Genomic DNA, 18158 nt, shown 5'->3' on the forward strand with positions numbered 1-18158 from the left:
GGGTCAGTCAATGATTTGCTGACTGCACCACCGCTATCGGGAGCAAGCCCCCTCCCACATTTTTTGCCCTGTGTTGTGTCAGAACAGTTGGGTGAACAGCCAGTAGAGGCTGCCTGACAGCAGGATTGCCGCCGGCAACGTCAGCACCCACGCCATCACCAGATTACGGATAGTGCGCATCTGCAACCCACCGCCATTGGCCACCATGGTCCCGGCCACACCGGAGGACAGCACATGGGTGGTCGACACCGGCAAACCGTACATATCCGCCGCGCCGATGGTCAGCATCGTAACCATTTCGGCCGAGGCGCCTTGGGCGTATGTCAGGTGGGTCTTGCCGATCTTCTCGCCCACCGTCACCACAATGCGCTTCCAACCGACCATGGTGCCCAGCCCCAGGGCGATGGCCACGGCGATCTTCACCCACAGTGGAATAAAGCGCGTGGAGTTGTCGATCTGCTCTTTGAACAACTTCAGTTTGTTCTGGGTATCGGCGTCGAAATTGCCGACCTTGCCTTTGTCCATCAAGCGAATGGTTTCGCTGGTCAGGTACATGTCGTTACGCACGTTGCCGACGGCTTCGGCAGGCACTTTGGCCAGGGAGCCGTAGCCTTTGACTTCGTCGCCGATCTGGCCGGCGAGGGCGGCAAGGGCGGGTACCAGCTCCGGCGTGGCTTCCTTGGTGCGTACGTAGGTCGAAAGGATCGGGCGTGGATCACCCGGCAAGACCTGCGGCGCACTTTTCACCAGTGCCGCCTGGGTCACCTCGGCCACCGCCGCGAATTGCAGCGATTGTTCGGCGGGCATGGTGCGGTTCAGCGCGTAGGCCATCGGCAGCGTGCCCACCAGGATCAGCATGATCAAGCCCATACCCTTCTGGCCGTCGTTGGAACCGTGGGCGAAGGACACCCCGGTGCAGGTGGCGATCAGCATGCCGCGAATCCACCAAGGCGGTGGGGTGTCGCCCTTCGGTGCCTTGTACAGCGAGCGGTTTTTCACAAAAGCGCGCAGGGCCAGGAGCAGCATCGCGGCAAAAGCGAAGCCGATCAGCGGCGACAGCAGCAATGCGTAACCGATCTTGAGCGCCTGGCTCCAATCCACACCGCTGGTGCCGTCACGCCCGTGCATCAGGGCATTGGCCACGCCGACGCCGATGATCGAACCGATCAAGGTGTGGGAGGACGACGCCGGCAACCCCAACCACCAAGTGCCGAGGTTCCACAGGATCGCCGCGATCAGCAGGGCGAAGATCATCGCAAAGCCGGCCGACGAACCGACCTGCAAAATCAACTCGACCGGCAATAAGGCAATGATGCCGAACGCCACCGCACCGCTGGAGAGCAGCACGCCGAGGAAGTTGAAGAAGCCCGACCAGACCACCGCAAAATGCGGCGGCAGTGAATTGGTGTAGATCACCGTGGCGACGGCGTTGGCGGTGTCGTGAAAGCCGTTGACGAACTCGAAGCCCAGGGCGATCAACAACGCCACACCCAGCAGCAGGAAGGGCGTCCAGGTGGTGACCACTGTGCCCAGCTCATGCATGTCGTGCATCAGGCTGTAGGCGGTGAATAACAGGCCCATGGCCAGTACTGCGAAGAAAATGATCACCGTCACCAGGCCGGGTTTCTTGTCCAGCCTGGGTTTGGGGTCTGTGCGTGACGCAGTGGTGGAGGCAGTCAGGGAAGGGGTGGCCATGCCGGAGCATCCAGTGTGAGGAGGATGCCGTTCATGATCATTGCTGAATGTTACAGAGATGCTGCCGCAAATCAGTGTTTCGGCCATTGAGCGTACCGCTGATCCCAAAACACCGCCTGACCCTGTGGGAGGGAGCAAGCCCTAATGCCAGTCAGTTAAGGCTTACGCGGTCATTGTGGGAGGGGGCTTGCTCCCGATGGGCCGCGAAGCGGCCCCAAAAATGGGCCCGCTACGCAGTCCAGCGGGAGCAAGCTCCCTCGCCACACGTTATCCGTCTTCCGCTCTATCGCTTAACTGACTGGCATTAGGGCTTGCTCCCTCCCACACTCAATAGTCTTTGCGTTTTCTGAACGCCCAGCGCCCGGCAATCAGGGTAAACGTCGCCACCAGTGCCACCAGGATCCAGAACCCCTCCGGGTCGGTAGAGAGCGGCACTCCGCCCACGTTCATGCCAAAAAAACCGGCAATGATGTTGATCGGCAGCGCCAGCACCGTCACCACAGTGAGGGTAAACAGCGTGCGGTTGCTTTGTTCGTTGAGGTTGGCCGCGATCTCTTCCTGCAACAGCTTGATGCGTTCACCCAGGGCCGTGAGGTCGTTGATGATCAGCGCGAACTCCTCGGTGGATTTACGCAACTCCTTCACATCTTCCTTTTGCAGCCATTGCGGCGGGCGATTGAGCAGGCGCAGCAGCGAGCCCGGCTCCAAGGCCAGCAGGCGTTGCAGGCGCACCAGCACGCGGCGCGCGGCCCCCAGTTCGGCACGGTTGGTGGATAACCGCGAGGACAGCAACTGGTCTTCGATCTGGTCGACGCTGAGGCTGGTCTTGCGCACGATCTGTGTCAGCACTTCGCCTTGATCGCGCAATAAATGCACGAGCAACTCCAGAGGGGAGCGGAAGTGTTCACCGGCCTTGACCGACGAGCGCAGTTTGTCCACCGAGTGCAACGGTTGCAGGCGCGCGCTCACCAGCAAACGGCTACGGGCGCAGACCCACAGCGTGGAAATATCCGATGAAACCATGCTGCTGAAGTTGAATACCACGTCGTTGACCACCGCCAGCAACGCCGAGTCGACGTGCTCGATACGCGTGGAGCGCGAACCTTCGTGCAGCGCCTCGAAAAACTCCTCGGGCAATACCAGATGGGCCTGCATCCAACGCTGGCAGGCCGCGTGGGCAAGGTTCAAGTGCAACCACAGGAACTCGTCTGGATCGGACGGTTCCTGCAAGGCCTTGAGCGCGGTGGCCGAATCGATCTGCTCGCCTTTTTCGCCGGGTCGAAAACGAAAACCGTAAAGCAGGCCAAACAGGTCGGAATCCTGATGGCCGTGGTCGATGCTGTGGTTCATGGAGGCTCGCAGAGAAAGCGCCTGTAGGACGTTTCACAGGTTCGCGTGGGCGAATCATTGCAAGAGTATTTGACAGTTTTGTGACCAGGGCAGGGGCAAGTGGAAGCTGAATTGGGTGCCGTGCTGTGCATGGGTGGTCACGTTCAGCTCACCGCCATGGGCGTCGGCAATCTGCTGGACGATATACAACCCCAGGCCCAGGCCGGTCTGGGACGTACCGGGAAGCGGACGTGAGAAAGGCTGGAACAGGCGCGGCAATGCTTGCTCACTGATCTGACCGGCGTTTTTCACCGCCACTATCAAATGATCATGCTCGATCTTCGCCGTGACGTACACCGGGCTGGTCCGGTTGCCGTGATGGAGGGCGTTGACGAGCAGGTTGCAGAGCAGTTGCGCCAGGCGCTCGCGGTCGCCATACACGCCGTGCAGTTCGCCGATGTCGGCGTGAATCAGCCGCTGCGGGTGCGCGCTTTGCATCTCGGCCACCACCTGGCCTAGAGCCTCCTGCAAATCCACACAGTCGGTGAGGCGCAGGGCAATGCCACTGCCCATTCGGCTACGGGTGAAGTCCAATACATCTTCGACCCGCTGTGACGCACGTTGCGCGTTGGCGAGGATATGGCGCACCAGTGAGTCGGTCGTCGGGTTGGGGTGTTTGTCCAGCAGCCGCTCGGCACCGAAGTTGACGGCAAACAGCGGATTGCGCAGGTCGTGCCCCAGTGCGCCGATGAGTTGCTCGCGCAGCTCGGCGGTGCCGCGTTCTTCCTGCGAGTCGGTTTCAGTTCGTGGCCGGTTTTCTTCGGCTTCGATTTGCAACGAGAGCACCCGGGCAAACCCCTCCATGATCGATTGGAGGGGGCTGTCACGCAGGGACGCGGGCTTGGGGTCGAGTGCGCAGATCGTGCCGAAGAAACTGCCGTCGGTACGGAATACCGGCACGGCAATATAGCTTTCAAACACGTAGATACGTGGGGTGTGGTGGTTGCGGTAGATCGGATCTTCGCTGGCCTTGTCGATCACGACGCAATCATGTGAACGGTGAATGTCGTAGCAGATCGTGGTGGTCAGGTCCAACTCGCCGCCCACGCCGATGCCGTAGTTCAGTTGATCGAGCACGGCGCATGCGGTCCAGTTATCGTCGGTCACCCGGGATACGGCGGCAAAGCGCAGGCCGGCCATATCGCAGATGACCTTGAGCATCGCGGGCACGGCATTGATTCGGCCAATCATGGCGACGTCGGCGATCCTTTGCTCCATGCGGCAGCCTCGACCTTGTGGGCGTCGGGCGTTATGCCCTGGCCAGACAGTGAGATTCTACGACCTTGCGCGCCGTAGGTGTCATTTCATCCGAGGGTAGCAAACAGGCTCTGCTTCAGGCGTTCAAACGCCCATAAAAAAACCGCGTCACCCGAAGGTGACGCGGTTTTTTCAAGTTCGACTCAAGTGTCTTGCTTGTCTTCCAGCACGGTGCCGGTCTTGGCATCGAGCTTGACTTCAAACTTCTTGCCGGTGGTATCGGTGATGTCCACTTCGTAAACCAGCACACCGTTTTTGTGGTCCAGCTCGGTATCGGTGATGGTCGCGCCAGGGTGTTTGGCCAGGGCGGCGGCGTTGAGTTTCTCGAACGCCATCACGTCGCCGGATTTGAGCAGGCTGGGAATCTGGTCCGGGCGCACATCGGCTTGGGCCAGGCCGGCAGTCAGGGTCAGGGCGGCGGCGGCGAACAGGGCGGTCAGACTTTTCATCGTGTATTTCCTTTTGCGGGTGAGCTGTTTAAGTGGGCTCAGGTTATCCAGTGCAACTTAATTCACCCTTAATTAGTTCAAGCCATTGCGCCGTTCGTTCAATCCGCCATGCCCATGGCTTTTTAATAACCGTGATCGGCCAGCAACTGCTTCACGTTCGACGACGGGAAGCGATTGTAGAACTTCAACAGTTCAGCGGCGCGGTTGGTGAAGATGCCATCAACCCCGGCGTCCATGACTTTCTTGAAGTCCACCGGTTCGTCCACGGTGTAGACATGCACCAGCAGGCCCTTGTCGTGGGTCAGCTTGTTCATTTCAGGCTTGACCAGGTCGGTGTAGCTCTGGTCGCCATGGTTGGTCAGCTCAGCAGAGGGGCCGGTGCCGATGGCGCCGAGGTTCTTGGCCTCGTCGACCCATTTTTCGAACTCGGCGGCGTCTTTCGGCTCTTGCTTGGCGTAGTAGGCGGCCTTGGTCGGCTCGCCGGACTCGGCGAATGTCTGCGTGGATTTTGGCTCGATGCTGCCGGCACCGACCCACAGCAGCAAGATTTTCGGAGTGTTGGGCATTTCTTTTTGCAGCTCTTTCAAGCTGTCTTTTTCAAACGTCTGCAACACCACGCGGCCTTTACCCTGGCCGACGCCGGTGTTGCTCTTGCCCAGCTTGGAGCCGGCGGAGCTCAACCAGCCTTTATCCAGCAGCTTGTTTTTCAGGTCGGCTTCGATGCCCGGGAACTGCTTGGGCTCCTTGGTCTCGATGTACAGGCCGGGTTTGTGCTGCGGGTTGCCTTCGGCGATCTTGATGATGTCATCCAGGCTCTGGATTTTCAGGCCCACGAACCCTGGACGGGCGCGGTCCGGGTAGGCGGCGTTGAACCAGCTGCCGGCATCCAGGGTACGCAGTTCGGCCCAGGTGAATTCGTTGGCCGGGGCATCTTTGCGTTCCGGGAATTTGCTGGCTACGTCGGTGGTGCGTTGCAGGTTGTTGTCGTGCAGGGCGAACAGGACACCGTCCTTGCTGCGCTGCAGGTCCATTTCCAGGTAGTCGGCGCCCAAATCGCGTGCCACCTTGTAGGCGGCAGCGGTGGACTCAGGAGCGTCGTAGGAAGCGCCACGGTGGGCGATGACCGCCGGGTACGGAATGCCTTCGCTTGTCGCCAATTCAGCCGGGCTGATCGGTTCGGCTGCCTGTGCGGGGCCAAGGCCGAGCATCAGCGCGAGCATCAAGGCACTGCCGATAGTGGTGGGCACCGGGCCGTTGGAAAACGTGACAGGCATATGCGAAGTCCTTTCGTGGAGGTAACTTTGAGAAGGCGTCCTTTTTAACAATTGATTGCGAATGGCGCTATCACCAAACCGACATTAACGTGCGCACGGGCCGATTTTTGGGTTTTTTTGTGCAGTCTTGCAGTACTCTTGCCCCAAGCTGCCCCGTCAGAGGGCCGAATTTTTGTGCCACGCGTGTAAACCATCTTTCCAGTCCCAGTGGGACTTTTCAGTGAGGTTTACCATGCGCATCACCTCCGAGCTTATCTGCCAGGCCGCCGACCAACTCCACGGTTTTGTTGGCCTTAACCGTAAAAGCGGCCAGTACATCGTGCGTTTCAGCGAAGATGCCTTTGGCATGGACGTGGCCGATGACGGCATCATCCCGACGGCCGAATTTGTCTGGTTGCCCGCGGTCGACCACACCATGACCTTGTCCCGCGAGCGCATTCAGTTGCTGCTGGATCAAAATATCGATGACCGCCTCAACATCACCGAGCCGTTGCGTGTGTATATGCGCCGGGTGGAAATCCCGCCGATCAGTGCCTTGCGCAGTCTGATCAGTTAATTGCGCGCAAAACCGTAGGCCCGCTCCACCTTGCACACCCGCGTTTGAAACGCCGAGTACCAGGTGGCGCGGCCTTGTTCGCGCACCGCACAATGTTCTGCCTGCTGCTTCCAGGCCAGGATGGCCGCCTCGCTGCTCCAGTAGGACACGGTGATGCCCAGGCCGTCTTCGCGTGCCGATTCCACGCCGAGGAACCCGGGTTGTTCACGTGCCAGTTCCAGCATGCGTGCAGCGGCCTGGCCGTAGCCCTGATCACCCTCGGTGCGCAGGGAGCTGAAAATAACCGCGTAGTAGGGCGGGGACGGGGTAGTGGCGATCATCGCGACGCTCCTTGGCAAGCTTGCAGCAACGCTGTCGCCAGTGGTGGTGGGGTGCCTTTGAGGGCTGCCCGCTCCGGCTGGAACAGGGTGGCGACGAAAAACGGATGGTCCAGCAGCTCCACGGCGCGCAGATCGCCTGCCGAGTCATGGCCGCTGGCAATCAGGTCGCCTTCAAGCAGCGCGTTGGCGAACTCGGGGTTGATGCCATAGCGGCAGCGATAGCCTTCATCGATATCCAGGGCGCCGTAGGCCTCGGCAATGCGGGTGTAAGGCGTCAGGCGCACGCTGTCGGTCGCCTCTACCAGGGCGCAGCTCAGGGGGGCGATCACGGCGCGCTTGGCATCGGGCGCCAGTTCGCCATGTTCGGCATCCGCCCAGCCCAGCACATGGCGCGCATATTCCAGCACGGCGTGTTGAAAACCGCCGCAAGTGCCGAGGAAAGGGCGCTTTTGCTCGCGGGCAAATCGAATCGCCCGCAGTGCGCCGTCGGCGTCGCGATAGGGGCTGGCGGGCACGCACCAGAAGCCATCGAAGCGGTGCAGGGCTGTGTGTGGTGTGAGGGTGTCGGTATCCAGCCACTGCACGTCAATCTTGAGTTTCAAGGCGTCGGCCGCTTGTTGCAAGGCGATCGGAATGGCCTGGTGGGCAATCACGTCGGGGTTGTAGTCGCCGATCAGGGCGAGGTGCAATACGCTGGGTTTCATCGGGTACGGCCTATGGCTTGTGGTGTTCTGGGGCGCACTATAGATTGGCGTTCACGCAATCAATATTGGCGTTTGCCCACATGCTCAATGCAGCGACGCACTATTCAATCGACTATCCCGACCTGTCACTGATTCTCGCGCTGGTACGCGGTGGCACTCTGGCGCGGGCGGCGACATTGCTGCGGGTGGATGTGTCCACGGTGTTCCGAGCCGTGCGCCGGTTGGAAGCCGCCTTGGGCCAGACATTGTTTGAAAAAAGCCGCAGCGGTTATTTGCCTACCAGCCTGGCAAGCCATCTTGCGCAACAGGCCGAACGTGCCGAGCAGGCCCTGGAGGCGGCGCGTATCGGTGTGGAGCAGGGCGGTGAAGTGATCAGCGGCACGGTGCGCCTGACCTGTACCGATTCGGTGTTGCAAGGCTTGCTGTTGCCGGCCCTGGCGCAGTTCATGCCCGAATACCCGGCGCTGACCCTGGAGTTGAGCACCTCCAATGATTTCGCCAACCTCAGTCGGCGTGATGCGGATATCGCCCTACGCCTGACCAGGACGCCGCCGGAGCATCTGGTGGGGCGCTGCCTGGGCACCGTCCGCTATCAAGTGTGTGCCAGCGCCGAGTATGCGCGCCGGCACGCGGGGCGTGAGTTGGCCGACCTGGCCTGGATCGCACCGGATGATTTTCTGCCGGATCACCCCACGGTGACCTGGCGCCGCGAGCACTTGCCGGGTGTACGCCCCAGTTACCGCTGCAACAGTATGTTGTCGGTGACCGAACTGGTGCGCACGGGATTGGGCGTTGCGGCGCTGCCGGACTTTCTGTTGGGCGATGGCCTGCAACCCCTGAGCCCTGCATTGGAGGGGCGAGACACCGCGCTATGGCTGCTGACGCGCCCGGATTGTCGGGCGCTGCGCTCGGTGGTGACGTTGTTCGATGAGCTGGGACGGCATGTACGCTGGCCGCGGCGTTAGGTTTTTCGCACAAACTGCTCATGCATTTCGCACGTCAGGGTTTCGATACGCTCGGTCAGTTGCTTGGTCATTTCCGTCAGCCGGGTGTTTTGCTCCAGTAGTTCCAGCAACTGCCTGGTGGTCTGCGCGGCCTGGGCCTGGCGCTCGGTATTGGCGATGGCTAGGGCTTCGCGGTGTTGCGCATCGGCGTCGGACTGGGCTTTGTCTCGCGCCGCCTGGCGTGTCTGGGCCAGCAGGATCAGCGGTGCGGCGTAGGCTGACTGCAGGCTGAAGGCCAGGTTGAGCAGGATAAACGGGTACACGTCGAAGTGCGTGACGCCGCTCATGTTCAGCGCGACCCACAACACCACGATTGCGGTTTGCGCGCCGAGGAAGGTCGGCGTGCCAAAGAAGCGTGCAAAGGCTTCCGCCTTGAGGGCAAAGGTATCGTTGCCGAAGGTCGGCGCGAGGTGAGCGTGGCCTCGGTGAAAGCGCAGGTGGTCGACCGGCGCGACTTCTGGTTTGTCTGGGGTCATGGCGGGGGCGAATCCTTGGCGTGAACACAGTCAGCACTATAAACCGAGCCCCCGGCCAGGCACATGAAGAACGAGTCAGCTGTGGCCCCGCTCATTGGCAAACGCACTGACCGCCTGCACCGCCTCGCCGGTGCCTTCGCGAATCTGCAGGATTACCGTGCCGGCCTGGTTGGCCAACTCCACGCCTTGGGCTGCGCGGTCACGGGTCGTGCCCATGCTGTCGATGGCTTGGCGGGTTTCTTCCTGGATCATCGCAATCATGCTGGAGATCTCCGTCGTCGAGCCGCTGGTGCGTGCCGCCAATTGCCGCACTTCATCGGCCACCACGGCAAAACCACGGCCTTGCTCGCCGGCCCGTGCGGCCTCGATGGCGGCGTTGAGGGCCAGCAGGTTGGTCTGGTCGGCAATGCCACGAATAGTATTGACGATGGCGGTGATCTGCTGCGAACGCTCGCCGAGCTTGGCGATCAGTTGCGAAGAGGCATCAATGTCCACGGCAATTTCACGCATGCCCGTGGCGGTTTTCTGAATCACTTCAGCGCCTTTTTCCGCCATGTCCTGTGTGTTCAGGGACAGGTGGTAAGCCTGTGCAGCGCTTTGCGCATCGGCGGCATGTTGCAGCACCCGGGCGGTCACGTCCGAGGCGAACTTGACCACTTTGCACAGGCGTCCGCTGGCGTCGTACACCGGGTTGTAGTTGGCCTCCAGCCACAGGGTCTGGCCGTGTTTATCGATGCGCTCGAACTGGCCGTTGAACAGTTCGCCCTGGTTCAGACGGTTCCAGAACGCACTGTATTCCGGGCTGTTGGCCAACTCCGGCTTACAGAACAGGCGGTGATGCTTGCCCTGGATCTGCGCCAGGGTGTAGCCCATGCGCTGCAGGAAGTTCGCATTGGCGGTGATGATGGTGCCGTCGAGGTTGAACTCGATCATCGCCATGGCACGGTCGATGGCCTGCAGCTTGGCATTGGCTTCGCTTTCGGCCTGCAGGCGCGGGGTGACGTCCATGGCGTACTTCACCACTTTGATCACGCTGCCGGACTCATCGCGTACCGGGTTATAGCTGGCCTCCAGCCACACCGACTGCCCATCGCCGGCGACTCGCTCAAAGGTGCCGGACTGGAATTGGCCATTACGCAGGTGCGTCCACAACTGGTTGTACTCGGCGCTGCGGGCGAACGCCGGGGTGCAAAACATCCGATGGGGCTGGCCCAGGATCTGCTCGGCGCGGTAGTTCATGGTCTTGAGGAAGTTGTCGTTGGCCCGCAGCACGCGACCTTGCAGGTCGAATTCGATCACCGCCATGGACCGCTCGATGGCGTCCAGCAGGCTGGCTTGCTGGGCGTTGGTGTGCTGCAGGGTACTGATGGTTTTTTTATGGGCGTTGAATAGCATGTCGGGGGGCTCGGGCAAGCATGCGTAGGAGAAGGCATCCATGTATATGCGCCTGACCCCGTAGGGCGCGGGGCCTCACGGTTGACGTGCTCATTGTCAGCTTCCTTGTGCTGACAGCGGGAGTGGAACAGCGGATTCAGAGTGTTCAGCTTGCCAAGAAGTTCGCCCCTGGAGCAGGACCATTATTGGGCAGCCGACCAATGGCGGCATTATGCTATTGCTTTGGCGCTGCGACAGAGGATTCAGACGGGAAGTTGTAGGACAACTCAGGCGGAACAGGCGACCGCGTATTCACTGACCTTGACCCGGTTGCGCCCGGTTTTCTTGGCCACATAGAGGGCACGGTCGGCGGCGTTGAGCCACATGACGGCATCGCTGAAAACCGGTTGGAAGTCCGCCAGGCCGATGCTCAGGCTGATGCGCAACTCGGGGATCTGCGGGTTGCGATAGTTACTGAAGGTTTCACGCATGCGCTCCATGACGAGCACCGCTTCCTGCAGGGGCATCTTCGGAAGAATCACACAGAATTCATCGCCGCCGTAACGCCCTGCGAAGTCGTTTTCCCGCAGGTGCTGGCGCAATAGTTGGCTCAGTTGGCGCAGCACGGTATCGCCGACGATATGGCCGTGAGTGTCATTGATCTGCTTGAAGTGATCGATATCGATCAATGCGATGGTGGCCTGGCCTTGTTGCTGCTGGCACTTATGGAACTTGAGGTTCAGCAGGTCTTTCCACGAGCCGTGGTTGAGCAGGCCGGTCAGGCTGTCGATACGGCTAAGGGCGCTGAGGGTGCGTTTGTGCTCTGACAGTTTGATTGCCAGTTGATAGCAGACCATGCCGATGGCCATCGGGTAGAGCGTCAGCATCGGCAGGCAGGTGTAGACCTGGACGGGGCTGACATTGGGATTGAACGTGATCCCAAAGCACCACCACGCGATGCCGATTCCGCCCGCTTGTGCCACCAGCCCGCGCAGGAACAAACGCTTGCCGCCCGCCGCGACGTTGTTCATGGTCATCATCGACAGAATGGTCACGGTTGCCAGTGGTGTGAATTGGATGGCCGCGGCCCAGAAGCCACCAAACAGGGAGTCATAGAGCATGTTGCGTTGCTCGGCCTGATAGGGGAAAGGCGAGCGGGTAGAAAGCAGGTAGGCCACATGTGCCCAGGCATACCCGTTGAACAACAGCAACGCCCACACCCAGCCGGGCATCGACAAGGGGGACAACGCTCCGATCACGCTGATGCTGCCGATACCCAGGCCGATAATCCTTGGCTTGTAGATACGTCTGGCAAATGAAAGCCCTTTGCCTCGTTTGTTTTCCATAGGTCTTGGGTCAGCTCTGTTTTTGCAGATACGGCAGCAAGTGTCAGTGGTTTAAACCGCTGATCGGATTAGGGATGTGAATATTGTCAGTGATTCGTGTGGGAATAATTAGTGTCCTTCCAGGCCATTTGTGCCGAGAAGCGTACGAATACATTAAAAGCGACCTTAAGTGTCGTTCCAGGGCAAGTATCAGCGCAGGTGGGCCGAAGGTATTTCGTAGCCTGCCAGGAACAAGTCGATTGCCGACTCGATAACATGGGCCTGGGCGGCGGTGTCGAGGGTGGGTTGGCCCAGGGTGATCTGCGGCCAGAAGGCAAAGGCCTTGAGCAGGCTCTGGATCTGGTGGGCGGCAAAGGCCGGGTCGGTGCAGGACAGGCGGCCATCGTCCCGGGCTGCGCGTACCCACTGGGTAAAGCCTTCTTCGCGCTGGCTCAGACGGTTGACCATGTCTTGTGCACGTTCCGGTGAATGGATGGTGGCGGCGATGGCAACGCGGGCCAGGTCTAGAAAGTTGGTGTCCGACATCATCTTCATCTTCGCTTCCAGCAACCCGCGCAGTTGCTCGCGCAGCGGGCGGTCGCTGGTGTAGATCACATCCAGTTGCGCGACGGTGCTGGCCCAGAGCTGGTGGAGGATCTCTGCGAACAACTCTTCCTTGCTGGGGAAATGGTTGTACACCGTGCGCTTGGAAACACCGGCGGTGGCGGCGATCTTGTCCATACTGGTGACCTCGAACCCATTTGCCCGGAACTCGGCGATGGCCGCCGCTACGATAGCTTCGCGTTTGCGGTCAGTGAGGCGTTGAGGTGCAGTCGCAGTCATGGATGGCATTCGGCTCTGAAAGGAAAATTACACTGGGTAGTTTACTTGCTCCGAGATTTGTTGCAATGTAGAAACTACACTGTGCAGTGTAAATTTACCGCGCAGTGTAATTTATGCGCGGACCCCCAGGAGTCACTCTGCAATGGCCACCCTCTCAACCCGACTCGACCCGGCGCCGGCAGCGCTCAAACCTGCCGAGCAGGACCAGGGACACTTCAGCAACGACGCCCCGGTACAGCACGGTGGTTTTGGCAAGACGTTGCGTATTTTCTGGAACATGCTGTTCAACAAACCGCGCAGCACGCGCCCGGTAGGCGCGATCCCGGTGCAACCGCTGACCCGCGAGCAATTGTTGGCCGCCCCGGACCACAGCGTGTTCCGCCTGGGGCATTCCACCGTGCTGCTGAAAATGCGCGGTAAGTTCTGGCTAACCGACCCAGTGTTTGCCGAGCGCGCCTCACCGTTCAGTTGGGCCGGCCCCAAGCGGTTCCACCAGCCACCTATCAGTCTCGAAGAGCTGCCGCCATTGGAGGCGGTGATTCTTTCGCACAATCACTACGACCACCTTGACCGCAAGGCGGTCGTGCAACTGGCCGACAAGACGCGATACTTTCTCGCGCCATTGGGCGTGGGGGACATCCTGATCAAATGGGGCGTCGACACCAGCAAAGTGCGTCAGTTGGATTGGTGGCAGGGCACCGAGGTGGAGGGCATACGTTTTGTCGCCACCCCTGCGCAACATTTTTCCGGGCGCGGCCTGTTCGATGCCAACCAGACGCTGTGGTGTTCCTGGGTGATGATCGATGGCCCGCGGCGGATCTTTTTCAGCGGCGATACCGGCTATTTCGACGGTTTCAAACGTATCGGCGAGCAGTACGGTCCGTTCGACCTGACGCTGATGGAAACCGGCGCCTACAACGTCGACTGGCCCCACGTGCACATGCAGCCGGAGCAAACCCTGCAAGCGCATATCGACCTCAAGGGCCGTTGGCTGCTGCCCATCCACAATGGCACCTTTGACCTGGCATTCCATGCGTGGCACGAGCCCTTCGATCGCATCATGGCCCTGGCGTGGGAGCGCAGTGTGTCGATCACCACGCCGGCGATGGGACAGATGTTCAATCTGAACCAGCCGGAGCGTGGGCATGCATGGTGGCTGGACGTGGAAACCCAAGGCACGCAAGAGCCGCTCGTGAGCTGAACACCGAGGTAACCGAAAAAGGATTTTTCAGCGTGTTTCAGCGCTGCGACAGCGGCAGGAAGAGGGTGCGATGATCCCCGAAACATCATGCTTCGGGGGTAATTCTGATGGAAGACAAGTGTAGGAAAATCTGGCCGCAGGCTTCGCCTTGCCGGCCTGGGCAATTGTTGCCAGCGTTCGCAGAACCCTGTGCACCGCCCGCTACAGCGTCCAACGCTCCTGCCGACAGTGCGAGCCCCCGCGGTATTGCTTTCGATACCGACTCCCACCCCCATGCGCCAATCGGTGTGCTCATCCCCGGATACAGCGTGCCGGGGATTTCCATCAAACCCGTGCGTGACCCTTCGTTATCGCTGATCGCCTTGAGTGGCGTCGAGCCCGAGACGCCGGTGATGGTGGCGGTGCCGCTGGTGCGGAACAACAGCTCGTTCGCCACCGCGCAATCACTGGCGGGGTGGCGTGTAGGCTTTGCCGACCGCTATGTCCGTAGTAGTGATCACGAACCGATTGAGCACAGTGTCGCCTTCCTGTGTGCACTGGACACCCTGCGTCAGACCGCTGTGCAGTTGGTGCCGGTGGCCGCACAACGCATGGATGACACGGCCAGGTTTTGCGCGCATACCCGTAATGAAATCGACGACCTCACGTTGGCATATCGTCTTGATGCCCTGGTGTCTGATGGCAGCAGCGCGGCCTTTCATGGTGCTTGCGGGAGCGGCTATCCACGCCTGGAGGCACCGCTCGAAGGCGGGGGCACGCTGTACTTCTACGGCTCGCGCCGGGCACGGGATTCGCTGATGGCATTGGTGCAGGGCTACAAAAATAAGGTCGCTTGCCTCGCGGCGGGCAGGGCGCAAACTACCGCTGATGTTGAGTAATCCCACGCTGTGAACGGGCTGGGTCTCGCTGCTGGGAAGGAGGGATGTTTTTAGACTGACGTACGGATCAACGTTGATTCGTTGTTATTTCTTACCCTTCCCTGGAGGTGATTCATGTTTGGAATTGGCCATGGTCTGAATGTGTTTGTCAGTCACGCTGCGCCGTTTGTAGCCGCGCAAAAGTCCAAGACGGCGGCGAACCCTGTTCCGCCCGGAACGGAGTACGCCACGGTTCAGCAACTGGGCGAGCAAATGGGCAGGCTCGGGGCGTTCACTGCGGCAGATTTGGTCGGTTACCTGCAAGCGCGTATCCGCATGCTGGACCCTGCGTTGAACTCGGTGATTGAGCTAAACCCCAAGGCCCTGGAAGCGGCCCGCGAGCTGGACCGCGAACGCGCCAGCGGCAAGGTGCGGGGGCCGTTGCATGGCATTCCCATTCTGGTCAAGGACACCGTGGAAGTTGAAGGCATGCAAGCCAGTGCAGGGGCATGGGGACTTGTCGGGGCTCCCGTCAGCAAGAGCGCCCCCATCGTTCAGCGCCTGATCGAGCAGGGCGCGGTGATTCTGGGGACCACCAACCTGACTGAAATGGCGGGTTTTCGTGGCGGCCCCGATGGCTACAGCAGCCGCGGCGGCCAAACCCGCAACCCGCATGGTGCGGACGCGGACGTGGGCGGCTCCAGCTCCGGCTCGGCTGCGGCGGTCGCGGCTGGGCTGGCCCCCCTGGCAGTGGGGACCGAGACCAACGGTTCGATCATCGTGCCGGCGGCGCTCAATGGTGTGGTTGGCCTCAAGCCCAGCGTCGGTTTGTTGAATCGCGAGGGGATCATGCCTGCCAGCCGGCGGCAGGACACGCCGGGGCCGATGACCCGTTCGGTTTTGGATGCCGCGCTGATGCTCAACGCCATGACCAACGACCCCCAGGCTCCTGCCGGGGCGCAGGCTGTCGATTACACCCGACAACTGGTGCCAGGCGCCTTGCTCGGCAAGCGTATCGGTTACCCCACGACGTTTTCGGACGGCGCTACAACCCTGCCGGTGGTTAACAGCGAACAGTTCAACCAGACACTGGAAGTACTGCGCAAACAAGGTGCGATTCTGGTTCCGATCAACATGCGCCTGGCCGATGCTTCACGCTACGACGAACTGCTGCTTGGCAATGTGAAGGAAGAATTGAACGGCTATTTGGCCAAGCGAGAGGGACTGCCGGTCAAGTCGCTCAAAGAGCTGATCAGATTCAACGATGCGCGTGAGGGGACACAGGCCGATCACCAGCCTGTCCTCAAAGAGATCGACGCATCCACCCTCACACCGGAACAAAGCCAGGCAGCCTGGGATGAGCTTCTGCGGGATTTTCGCGGTACGGTGGATGAGCCCATCAAAGAGCATAATCTGGATGCCATCGTGTCGGATGTCGACAGCAACAGCTACTTTGGCGTTGCAGCTGCTGGCTACCCGGGAATCACGGTCCCCTCGGGCGCGACCGAGGACGGCCTGCCTGGCAGCGCCTACTTTTTCGGCACCGCCGGTTCCGAAGCTCAACTGCTGGCCGTGGCGTATGGCTATGAGCAGGGTTCCCAGGCCGCCATCAAGCCGAAGCTTTCGGCCCCGCATGCACTTGCCAACTCGTAGCGTGCTGCCGGGCTGTGGTGTGACAGCCTAGGGCCCAGGACCAGGCGCGCACGTTCGCAGGCGTGCTGGTTTTTGCCTCAATGATGCGCCGGGCAGTTGCAACTTAAGGTTTGGCGTATCGACGGTCAGACTCAGTGCCGAGGAAAGAACACCATGGCCTACAGAATTCACATCCTCGGCGCTGCGGGTGCCGGCACCACGACCCTGGGCAAGGCCATGGCCGAACGTCTGGGGGTTGCCTACTTCGATTCGGATTTCTTCTATTGGCAGCAAACCCCCGACCCTTTTACCGTTGCCCGGCCCCGGGATGAACGCATCCGCCTGCTGCAAGAGCAGACGGCGGGCCTGCACAGCTGGGTGCTGTCAGGTTCGCTGTGCGGTTGGGGCGACCCGATGCTCCCGCAGTTCACGCACGTGGTGTTCCTGCGTCTGGACGCCGAAACCCGCCTGCATCGATTGCGCCTGCGAGAAGTGCAACGCTACGGCGATGAAGTGCTGGAGGGCGGCAACCGCCACGCCAACAGTCTCGCCTTCCTCGCCCTGGCCGCCCGTTACGACGACGGCAACCACAGCCTACGCAGCCTGCGTCGGCATGAGACCTGGTTGAAGGCGCTGAGCTGCCCGGTGATCCGGTTGGATGTCAGGCACCATTCGGTTGAGGCGTTGGTGGGGCAATTGCTTGAAAGGTTGCGTGAAACCAGTGCTCAAGCAAATAGCACTTCAATTCGACCCTGAACACGCGACGCGGGAGCGGTGCTGATGACAATTTGCACATCGCGCCCTAGCAGCGACAAGCATTCCAACATCTTGGCCTCACTGATGCCTCGGAATTTTCCACGAAGCATTTCCGACACTTTGGGTTGTGACAACCCGAGAATCACTGAAGCCTGGGTTTGAGTGAGATTACGTGCCTTGAGGATCTCGCCGATTTTGGCTGCGAGCTGCGCCTTGACCTGCATTTCGGCAGCGTTGGGCTGACCAATATCCTCATAGACATTGCCGCTGCTTTCTTCGATCTCAATGGTTTCGTGATGCTTGTGCATGATCCTGCGCCGCCTTGAGTCGCTGTTTGATCAGTTGTATGTCGTGCTGCGGGGTTGCAATGCCTTTTGTGGATTTTTTCTGAAAACAATGGAGGACATAAACAGCGGAGCCAAACCGAACGGTGTACACCCCTCGATAAGTGTTGCCGTCGAAATCCTCGATGATCTCCAGTACTGCGTTACCTCCAAATCCTTTCAATGCTTTTGTTTGTGAATGCCTTCCACCTTCTTGAGCAAGATGCAGTGCAAAACCGAAAATGTCTTGAACTGAACCCGGCATCAACTGAAGGTCTTTTTTGCTGGCGCCCACCCACAGCAGTGGCTTCCATGAGCTCATGAGAGGTTATACCTAAATAGGGATAAGTGGCAGTGCAGGTAAAAAATTTACTCTGCTGTCTCATGAACGACCTGGAGCGTTGGCTGAGGCGTACCGCCCCGCACACTCATCCCCCAACCCGGCGCAAACCCCGGGAAGAACACCAACCCTTCGGCCTCCAGGCGAAACGCCAATGCCAGGCGGGTGTCATCACCCACGTCGCCCTGGCTTTCAAACTGTTGAAGCGCCTGCACCGTCACACCTGCCAGGCGGGCCAGTTGTTCCTGGCTCCAGCCCAGTATGGCGCGAGCCTGCACGCTGTGCTTGGGGGTGAATTGGTGCAGGACGATCTGCTGTTCTACGAAAGAGCTCATTGCCAGAGAGGACATGGGGTTTCTCCAGGTTCGACGGGGGAAGGCAAA

Annotated in this window: 20 protein-coding genes and 1 pseudogene; 6 read left to right on the forward strand and 15 right to left on the reverse strand. The window is 60.3% G+C overall.

The features are described 5' to 3' along the window. Positions 1–78 precede the first annotated feature (78 nt). From ACQRBV_RS14235 to ACQRBV_RS14255, 5 genes are all read right to left on the reverse strand, one after another. Positions 79–1695, reverse strand: a complete 1617-nt coding sequence (locus ACQRBV_RS14235) for an inorganic phosphate transporter (RefSeq protein WP_411985851.1) — start codon at positions 1693–1695, stop codon at positions 79–81. A 327-nt stretch (positions 1696–2022) separates the two neighbouring features. Next, on the reverse strand, positions 2023–3045 hold the full coding sequence (locus ACQRBV_RS14240; protein ID WP_411985852.1) for a transporter: 1023 nt from the start codon (positions 3043–3045) through the stop codon (positions 2023–2025). A gap of 54 nt (positions 3046–3099) precedes the next feature. Further along, positions 3100–4302 (reverse strand): sensor histidine kinase, encoded by a 1203-nt coding sequence (locus tag ACQRBV_RS14245; RefSeq protein ID WP_411985853.1) that lies wholly within the window; start codon positions 4300–4302, stop codon positions 3100–3102. 182 nt (positions 4303–4484) lie between these two features. Beyond that, positions 4485–4790: a PepSY domain-containing protein gene (locus tag ACQRBV_RS14250; protein WP_104994623.1), complete on the reverse strand. Its 306-nt coding sequence runs from the start codon at positions 4788–4790 to the stop codon at positions 4485–4487. A gap of 122 nt (positions 4791–4912) precedes the next feature. Beyond that, entirely contained in the window at positions 4913–6064 is a 1152-nt protein-coding gene (locus ACQRBV_RS14255; protein ID WP_411985854.1) for a glycerophosphodiester phosphodiesterase, read from the reverse strand. A gap of 232 nt (positions 6065–6296) precedes the next feature. On the opposite strand from ACQRBV_RS14255, the gene ACQRBV_RS14260 reads away from it, so the two are divergent. Then, positions 6297–6620 (forward strand): DUF2025 family protein, encoded by a 324-nt coding sequence (locus tag ACQRBV_RS14260; protein ID WP_411985855.1) that lies wholly within the window; start codon positions 6297–6299, stop codon positions 6618–6620. On the opposite strand, the gene ACQRBV_RS14265 is transcribed toward ACQRBV_RS14260, so the two are convergent. Beyond that, on the reverse strand, positions 6617–6940 hold the full coding sequence (locus ACQRBV_RS14265) for an antibiotic biosynthesis monooxygenase family protein (RefSeq protein WP_060757227.1): 324 nt from the start codon (positions 6938–6940) through the stop codon (positions 6617–6619). The genes ACQRBV_RS14260 and ACQRBV_RS14265 overlap by 4 nt on opposite strands. Beyond that, entirely contained in the window at positions 6937–7644 is a 708-nt protein-coding gene (locus tag ACQRBV_RS14270; protein ID WP_244385201.1) for a CTP synthase C-terminal region-related (seleno)protein, read from the reverse strand. The genes ACQRBV_RS14265 and ACQRBV_RS14270 overlap by 4 nt, the downstream gene beginning before the upstream one ends. A gap of 80 nt (positions 7645–7724) precedes the next feature. Here ACQRBV_RS14270 and ACQRBV_RS14275 point away from each other — a divergent pair, with 80 nt between their 5' ends. After that, positions 7725–8609 (forward strand): LysR family transcriptional regulator, encoded by an 885-nt coding sequence (locus ACQRBV_RS14275; protein ID WP_060757229.1) that lies wholly within the window; start codon positions 7725–7727, stop codon positions 8607–8609. Here the strand turns inward: ACQRBV_RS14275 and ACQRBV_RS14280 are convergent. From ACQRBV_RS14280 to ACQRBV_RS14300, 5 genes and pseudogenes are all read right to left on the reverse strand, one after another. After that, complete coding sequence (locus ACQRBV_RS14280) at positions 8606–9124, reverse strand: DUF1003 domain-containing protein (protein WP_411985856.1); 519 nt, start codon at positions 9122–9124, stop codon at positions 8606–8608. The genes ACQRBV_RS14275 and ACQRBV_RS14280 overlap by 4 nt on opposite strands. Before the next feature lie 75 nt (positions 9125–9199). Next, positions 9200–9679: a methyl-accepting chemotaxis protein gene (locus tag ACQRBV_RS14285; protein ID WP_411985861.1), complete on the reverse strand. Its 480-nt coding sequence runs from the start codon at positions 9677–9679 to the stop codon at positions 9200–9202. Positions 9680–9757: 78 nt separating this feature from the next. After that, positions 9758–10561 (reverse strand): annotated as a pseudogene (locus tag ACQRBV_RS14290) (PAS domain-containing protein); the annotation flags it as partial. Between the two features lie 224 nt (positions 10562–10785). Then, positions 10786–11844 carry a diguanylate cyclase gene (locus ACQRBV_RS14295; protein WP_060757231.1) on the reverse strand — a complete coding sequence of 353 codons (1059 nt, stop codon included), beginning with the start codon at positions 11842–11844 and terminating at the stop codon, positions 10786–10788. 189 nt (positions 11845–12033) lie between these two features. Further along, positions 12034–12666: a TetR/AcrR family transcriptional regulator gene (locus ACQRBV_RS14300; RefSeq protein ID WP_060757232.1), complete on the reverse strand. Its 633-nt coding sequence runs from the start codon at positions 12664–12666 to the stop codon at positions 12034–12036. Positions 12667–12808: 142 nt separating this feature from the next. On the opposite strand from ACQRBV_RS14300, the gene ACQRBV_RS14305 reads away from it, so the two are divergent. The 4 genes from ACQRBV_RS14305 (at position 12809) to ACQRBV_RS14320 (ending at position 17112) form a co-directional block, all read left to right on the forward strand. Further along, positions 12809–13867, forward strand: coding sequence for an MBL fold metallo-hydrolase (locus ACQRBV_RS14305; protein ID WP_060757233.1), 1059 nt, complete (start codon positions 12809–12811; stop codon positions 13865–13867). Between the two features lie 287 nt (positions 13868–14154). Next, positions 14155–14745 (forward strand): hypothetical protein, encoded by a 591-nt coding sequence (locus tag ACQRBV_RS14310; protein ID WP_411985857.1) that lies wholly within the window; start codon positions 14155–14157, stop codon positions 14743–14745. 114 nt (positions 14746–14859) lie between these two features. Further along, positions 14860–16377 (forward strand): amidase family protein, encoded by a 1518-nt coding sequence (locus tag ACQRBV_RS14315; protein WP_411985858.1) that lies wholly within the window; start codon positions 14860–14862, stop codon positions 16375–16377. A gap of 153 nt (positions 16378–16530) precedes the next feature. Further along, positions 16531–17112: an AAA family ATPase gene (locus ACQRBV_RS14320; protein ID WP_205344748.1), complete on the forward strand. Its 582-nt coding sequence runs from the start codon at positions 16531–16533 to the stop codon at positions 17110–17112. On the opposite strand, the gene ACQRBV_RS14325 is transcribed toward ACQRBV_RS14320, so the two are convergent. Genes ACQRBV_RS14325 through ACQRBV_RS14335 form a run of 3 tightly spaced genes read right to left on the reverse strand, consistent with a single transcriptional unit; the run spans position 17082 to position 18125 of the window. Beyond that, on the reverse strand, positions 17082–17420 hold the full coding sequence (locus ACQRBV_RS14325; RefSeq protein WP_060757237.1) for a helix-turn-helix domain-containing protein: 339 nt from the start codon (positions 17418–17420) through the stop codon (positions 17082–17084). The two genes, ACQRBV_RS14320 and ACQRBV_RS14325, sit on opposite strands and share 31 nt — an antisense overlap. Next, the gene (locus tag ACQRBV_RS14330) at positions 17395–17757 is read right to left on the reverse strand and encodes a type II toxin-antitoxin system RelE/ParE family toxin (RefSeq protein ID WP_161549315.1); all 363 of its coding nucleotides are present in this window, start codon (positions 17755–17757) and stop codon (positions 17395–17397) included. The genes ACQRBV_RS14325 and ACQRBV_RS14330 overlap by 26 nt, the downstream gene beginning before the upstream one ends. Before the next feature lie 47 nt (positions 17758–17804). After that, positions 17805–18125 carry a helix-turn-helix transcriptional regulator gene (locus tag ACQRBV_RS14335; protein WP_244385204.1) on the reverse strand — a complete coding sequence of 107 codons (321 nt, stop codon included), beginning with the start codon at positions 18123–18125 and terminating at the stop codon, positions 17805–17807. Positions 18126–18158: the final 33 nt, after the last annotated feature.

The organism is Pseudomonas sp. R11F (genome assembly GCF_050312575.1).
GTDB classification, from domain to species: domain Bacteria; phylum Pseudomonadota; class Gammaproteobacteria; order Pseudomonadales; family Pseudomonadaceae; genus Aquipseudomonas; species Aquipseudomonas palleroniana.

Coding starts and splice junctions, on each gene's coding strand:
- ACQRBV_RS14235 (WP_411985851.1), bottom strand. CDS start 1,695: ATGGCCACCCCTTCCCTGACTGCCTCCACCACTGCGTCACGCACAGAC.
- ACQRBV_RS14240 (WP_411985852.1), bottom strand. CDS start 3,045: ATGAACCACAGCATCGACCACGGCCATCAGGATTCCGACCTGTTTGGC.
- ACQRBV_RS14245 (WP_411985853.1), bottom strand. CDS start 4,302: ATGGAGCAAAGGATCGCCGACGTCGCCATGATTGGCCGAATCAATGCC.
- ACQRBV_RS14250 (WP_104994623.1), bottom strand. CDS start 4,790: ATGAAAAGTCTGACCGCCCTGTTCGCCGCCGCCGCCCTGACCCTGACT.
- ACQRBV_RS14255 (WP_411985854.1), bottom strand. CDS start 6,064: ATGCCTGTCACGTTTTCCAACGGCCCGGTGCCCACCACTATCGGCAGT.
- ACQRBV_RS14260 (WP_411985855.1), top strand. CDS start 6,297: ATGCGCATCACCTCCGAGCTTATCTGCCAGGCCGCCGACCAACTCCAC.
- ACQRBV_RS14265 (WP_060757227.1), bottom strand. CDS start 6,940: ATGATCGCCACTACCCCGTCCCCGCCCTACTACGCGGTTATTTTCAGC.
- ACQRBV_RS14270 (WP_244385201.1), bottom strand. CDS start 7,644: ATGAAACCCAGCGTATTGCACCTCGCCCTGATCGGCGACTACAACCCC.
- ACQRBV_RS14275 (WP_060757229.1), top strand. CDS start 7,725: ATGCTCAATGCAGCGACGCACTATTCAATCGACTATCCCGACCTGTCA.
- ACQRBV_RS14280 (WP_411985856.1), bottom strand. CDS start 9,124: ATGACCCCAGACAAACCAGAAGTCGCGCCGGTCGACCACCTGCGCTTT.
- ACQRBV_RS14285 (WP_411985861.1), bottom strand. CDS start 9,679: ATGGCGGAAAAAGGCGCTGAAGTGATTCAGAAAACCGCCACGGGCATG.
- ACQRBV_RS14295 (WP_060757231.1), bottom strand. CDS start 11,844: ATGGAAAACAAACGAGGCAAAGGGCTTTCATTTGCCAGACGTATCTAC.
- ACQRBV_RS14300 (WP_060757232.1), bottom strand. CDS start 12,666: ATGACTGCGACTGCACCTCAACGCCTCACTGACCGCAAACGCGAAGCT.
- ACQRBV_RS14305 (WP_060757233.1), top strand. CDS start 12,809: ATGGCCACCCTCTCAACCCGACTCGACCCGGCGCCGGCAGCGCTCAAA.
- ACQRBV_RS14315 (WP_411985858.1), top strand. CDS start 14,860: ATGTTTGGAATTGGCCATGGTCTGAATGTGTTTGTCAGTCACGCTGCG.
- ACQRBV_RS14320 (WP_205344748.1), top strand. CDS start 16,531: ATGGCCTACAGAATTCACATCCTCGGCGCTGCGGGTGCCGGCACCACG.
- ACQRBV_RS14325 (WP_060757237.1), bottom strand. CDS start 17,420: ATGCACAAGCATCACGAAACCATTGAGATCGAAGAAAGCAGCGGCAAT.
- ACQRBV_RS14330 (WP_161549315.1), bottom strand. CDS start 17,757: ATGAGCTCATGGAAGCCACTGCTGTGGGTGGGCGCCAGCAAAAAAGAC.
- ACQRBV_RS14335 (WP_244385204.1), bottom strand. CDS start 18,125: ATGTCCTCTCTGGCAATGAGCTCTTTCGTAGAACAGCAGATCGTCCTG.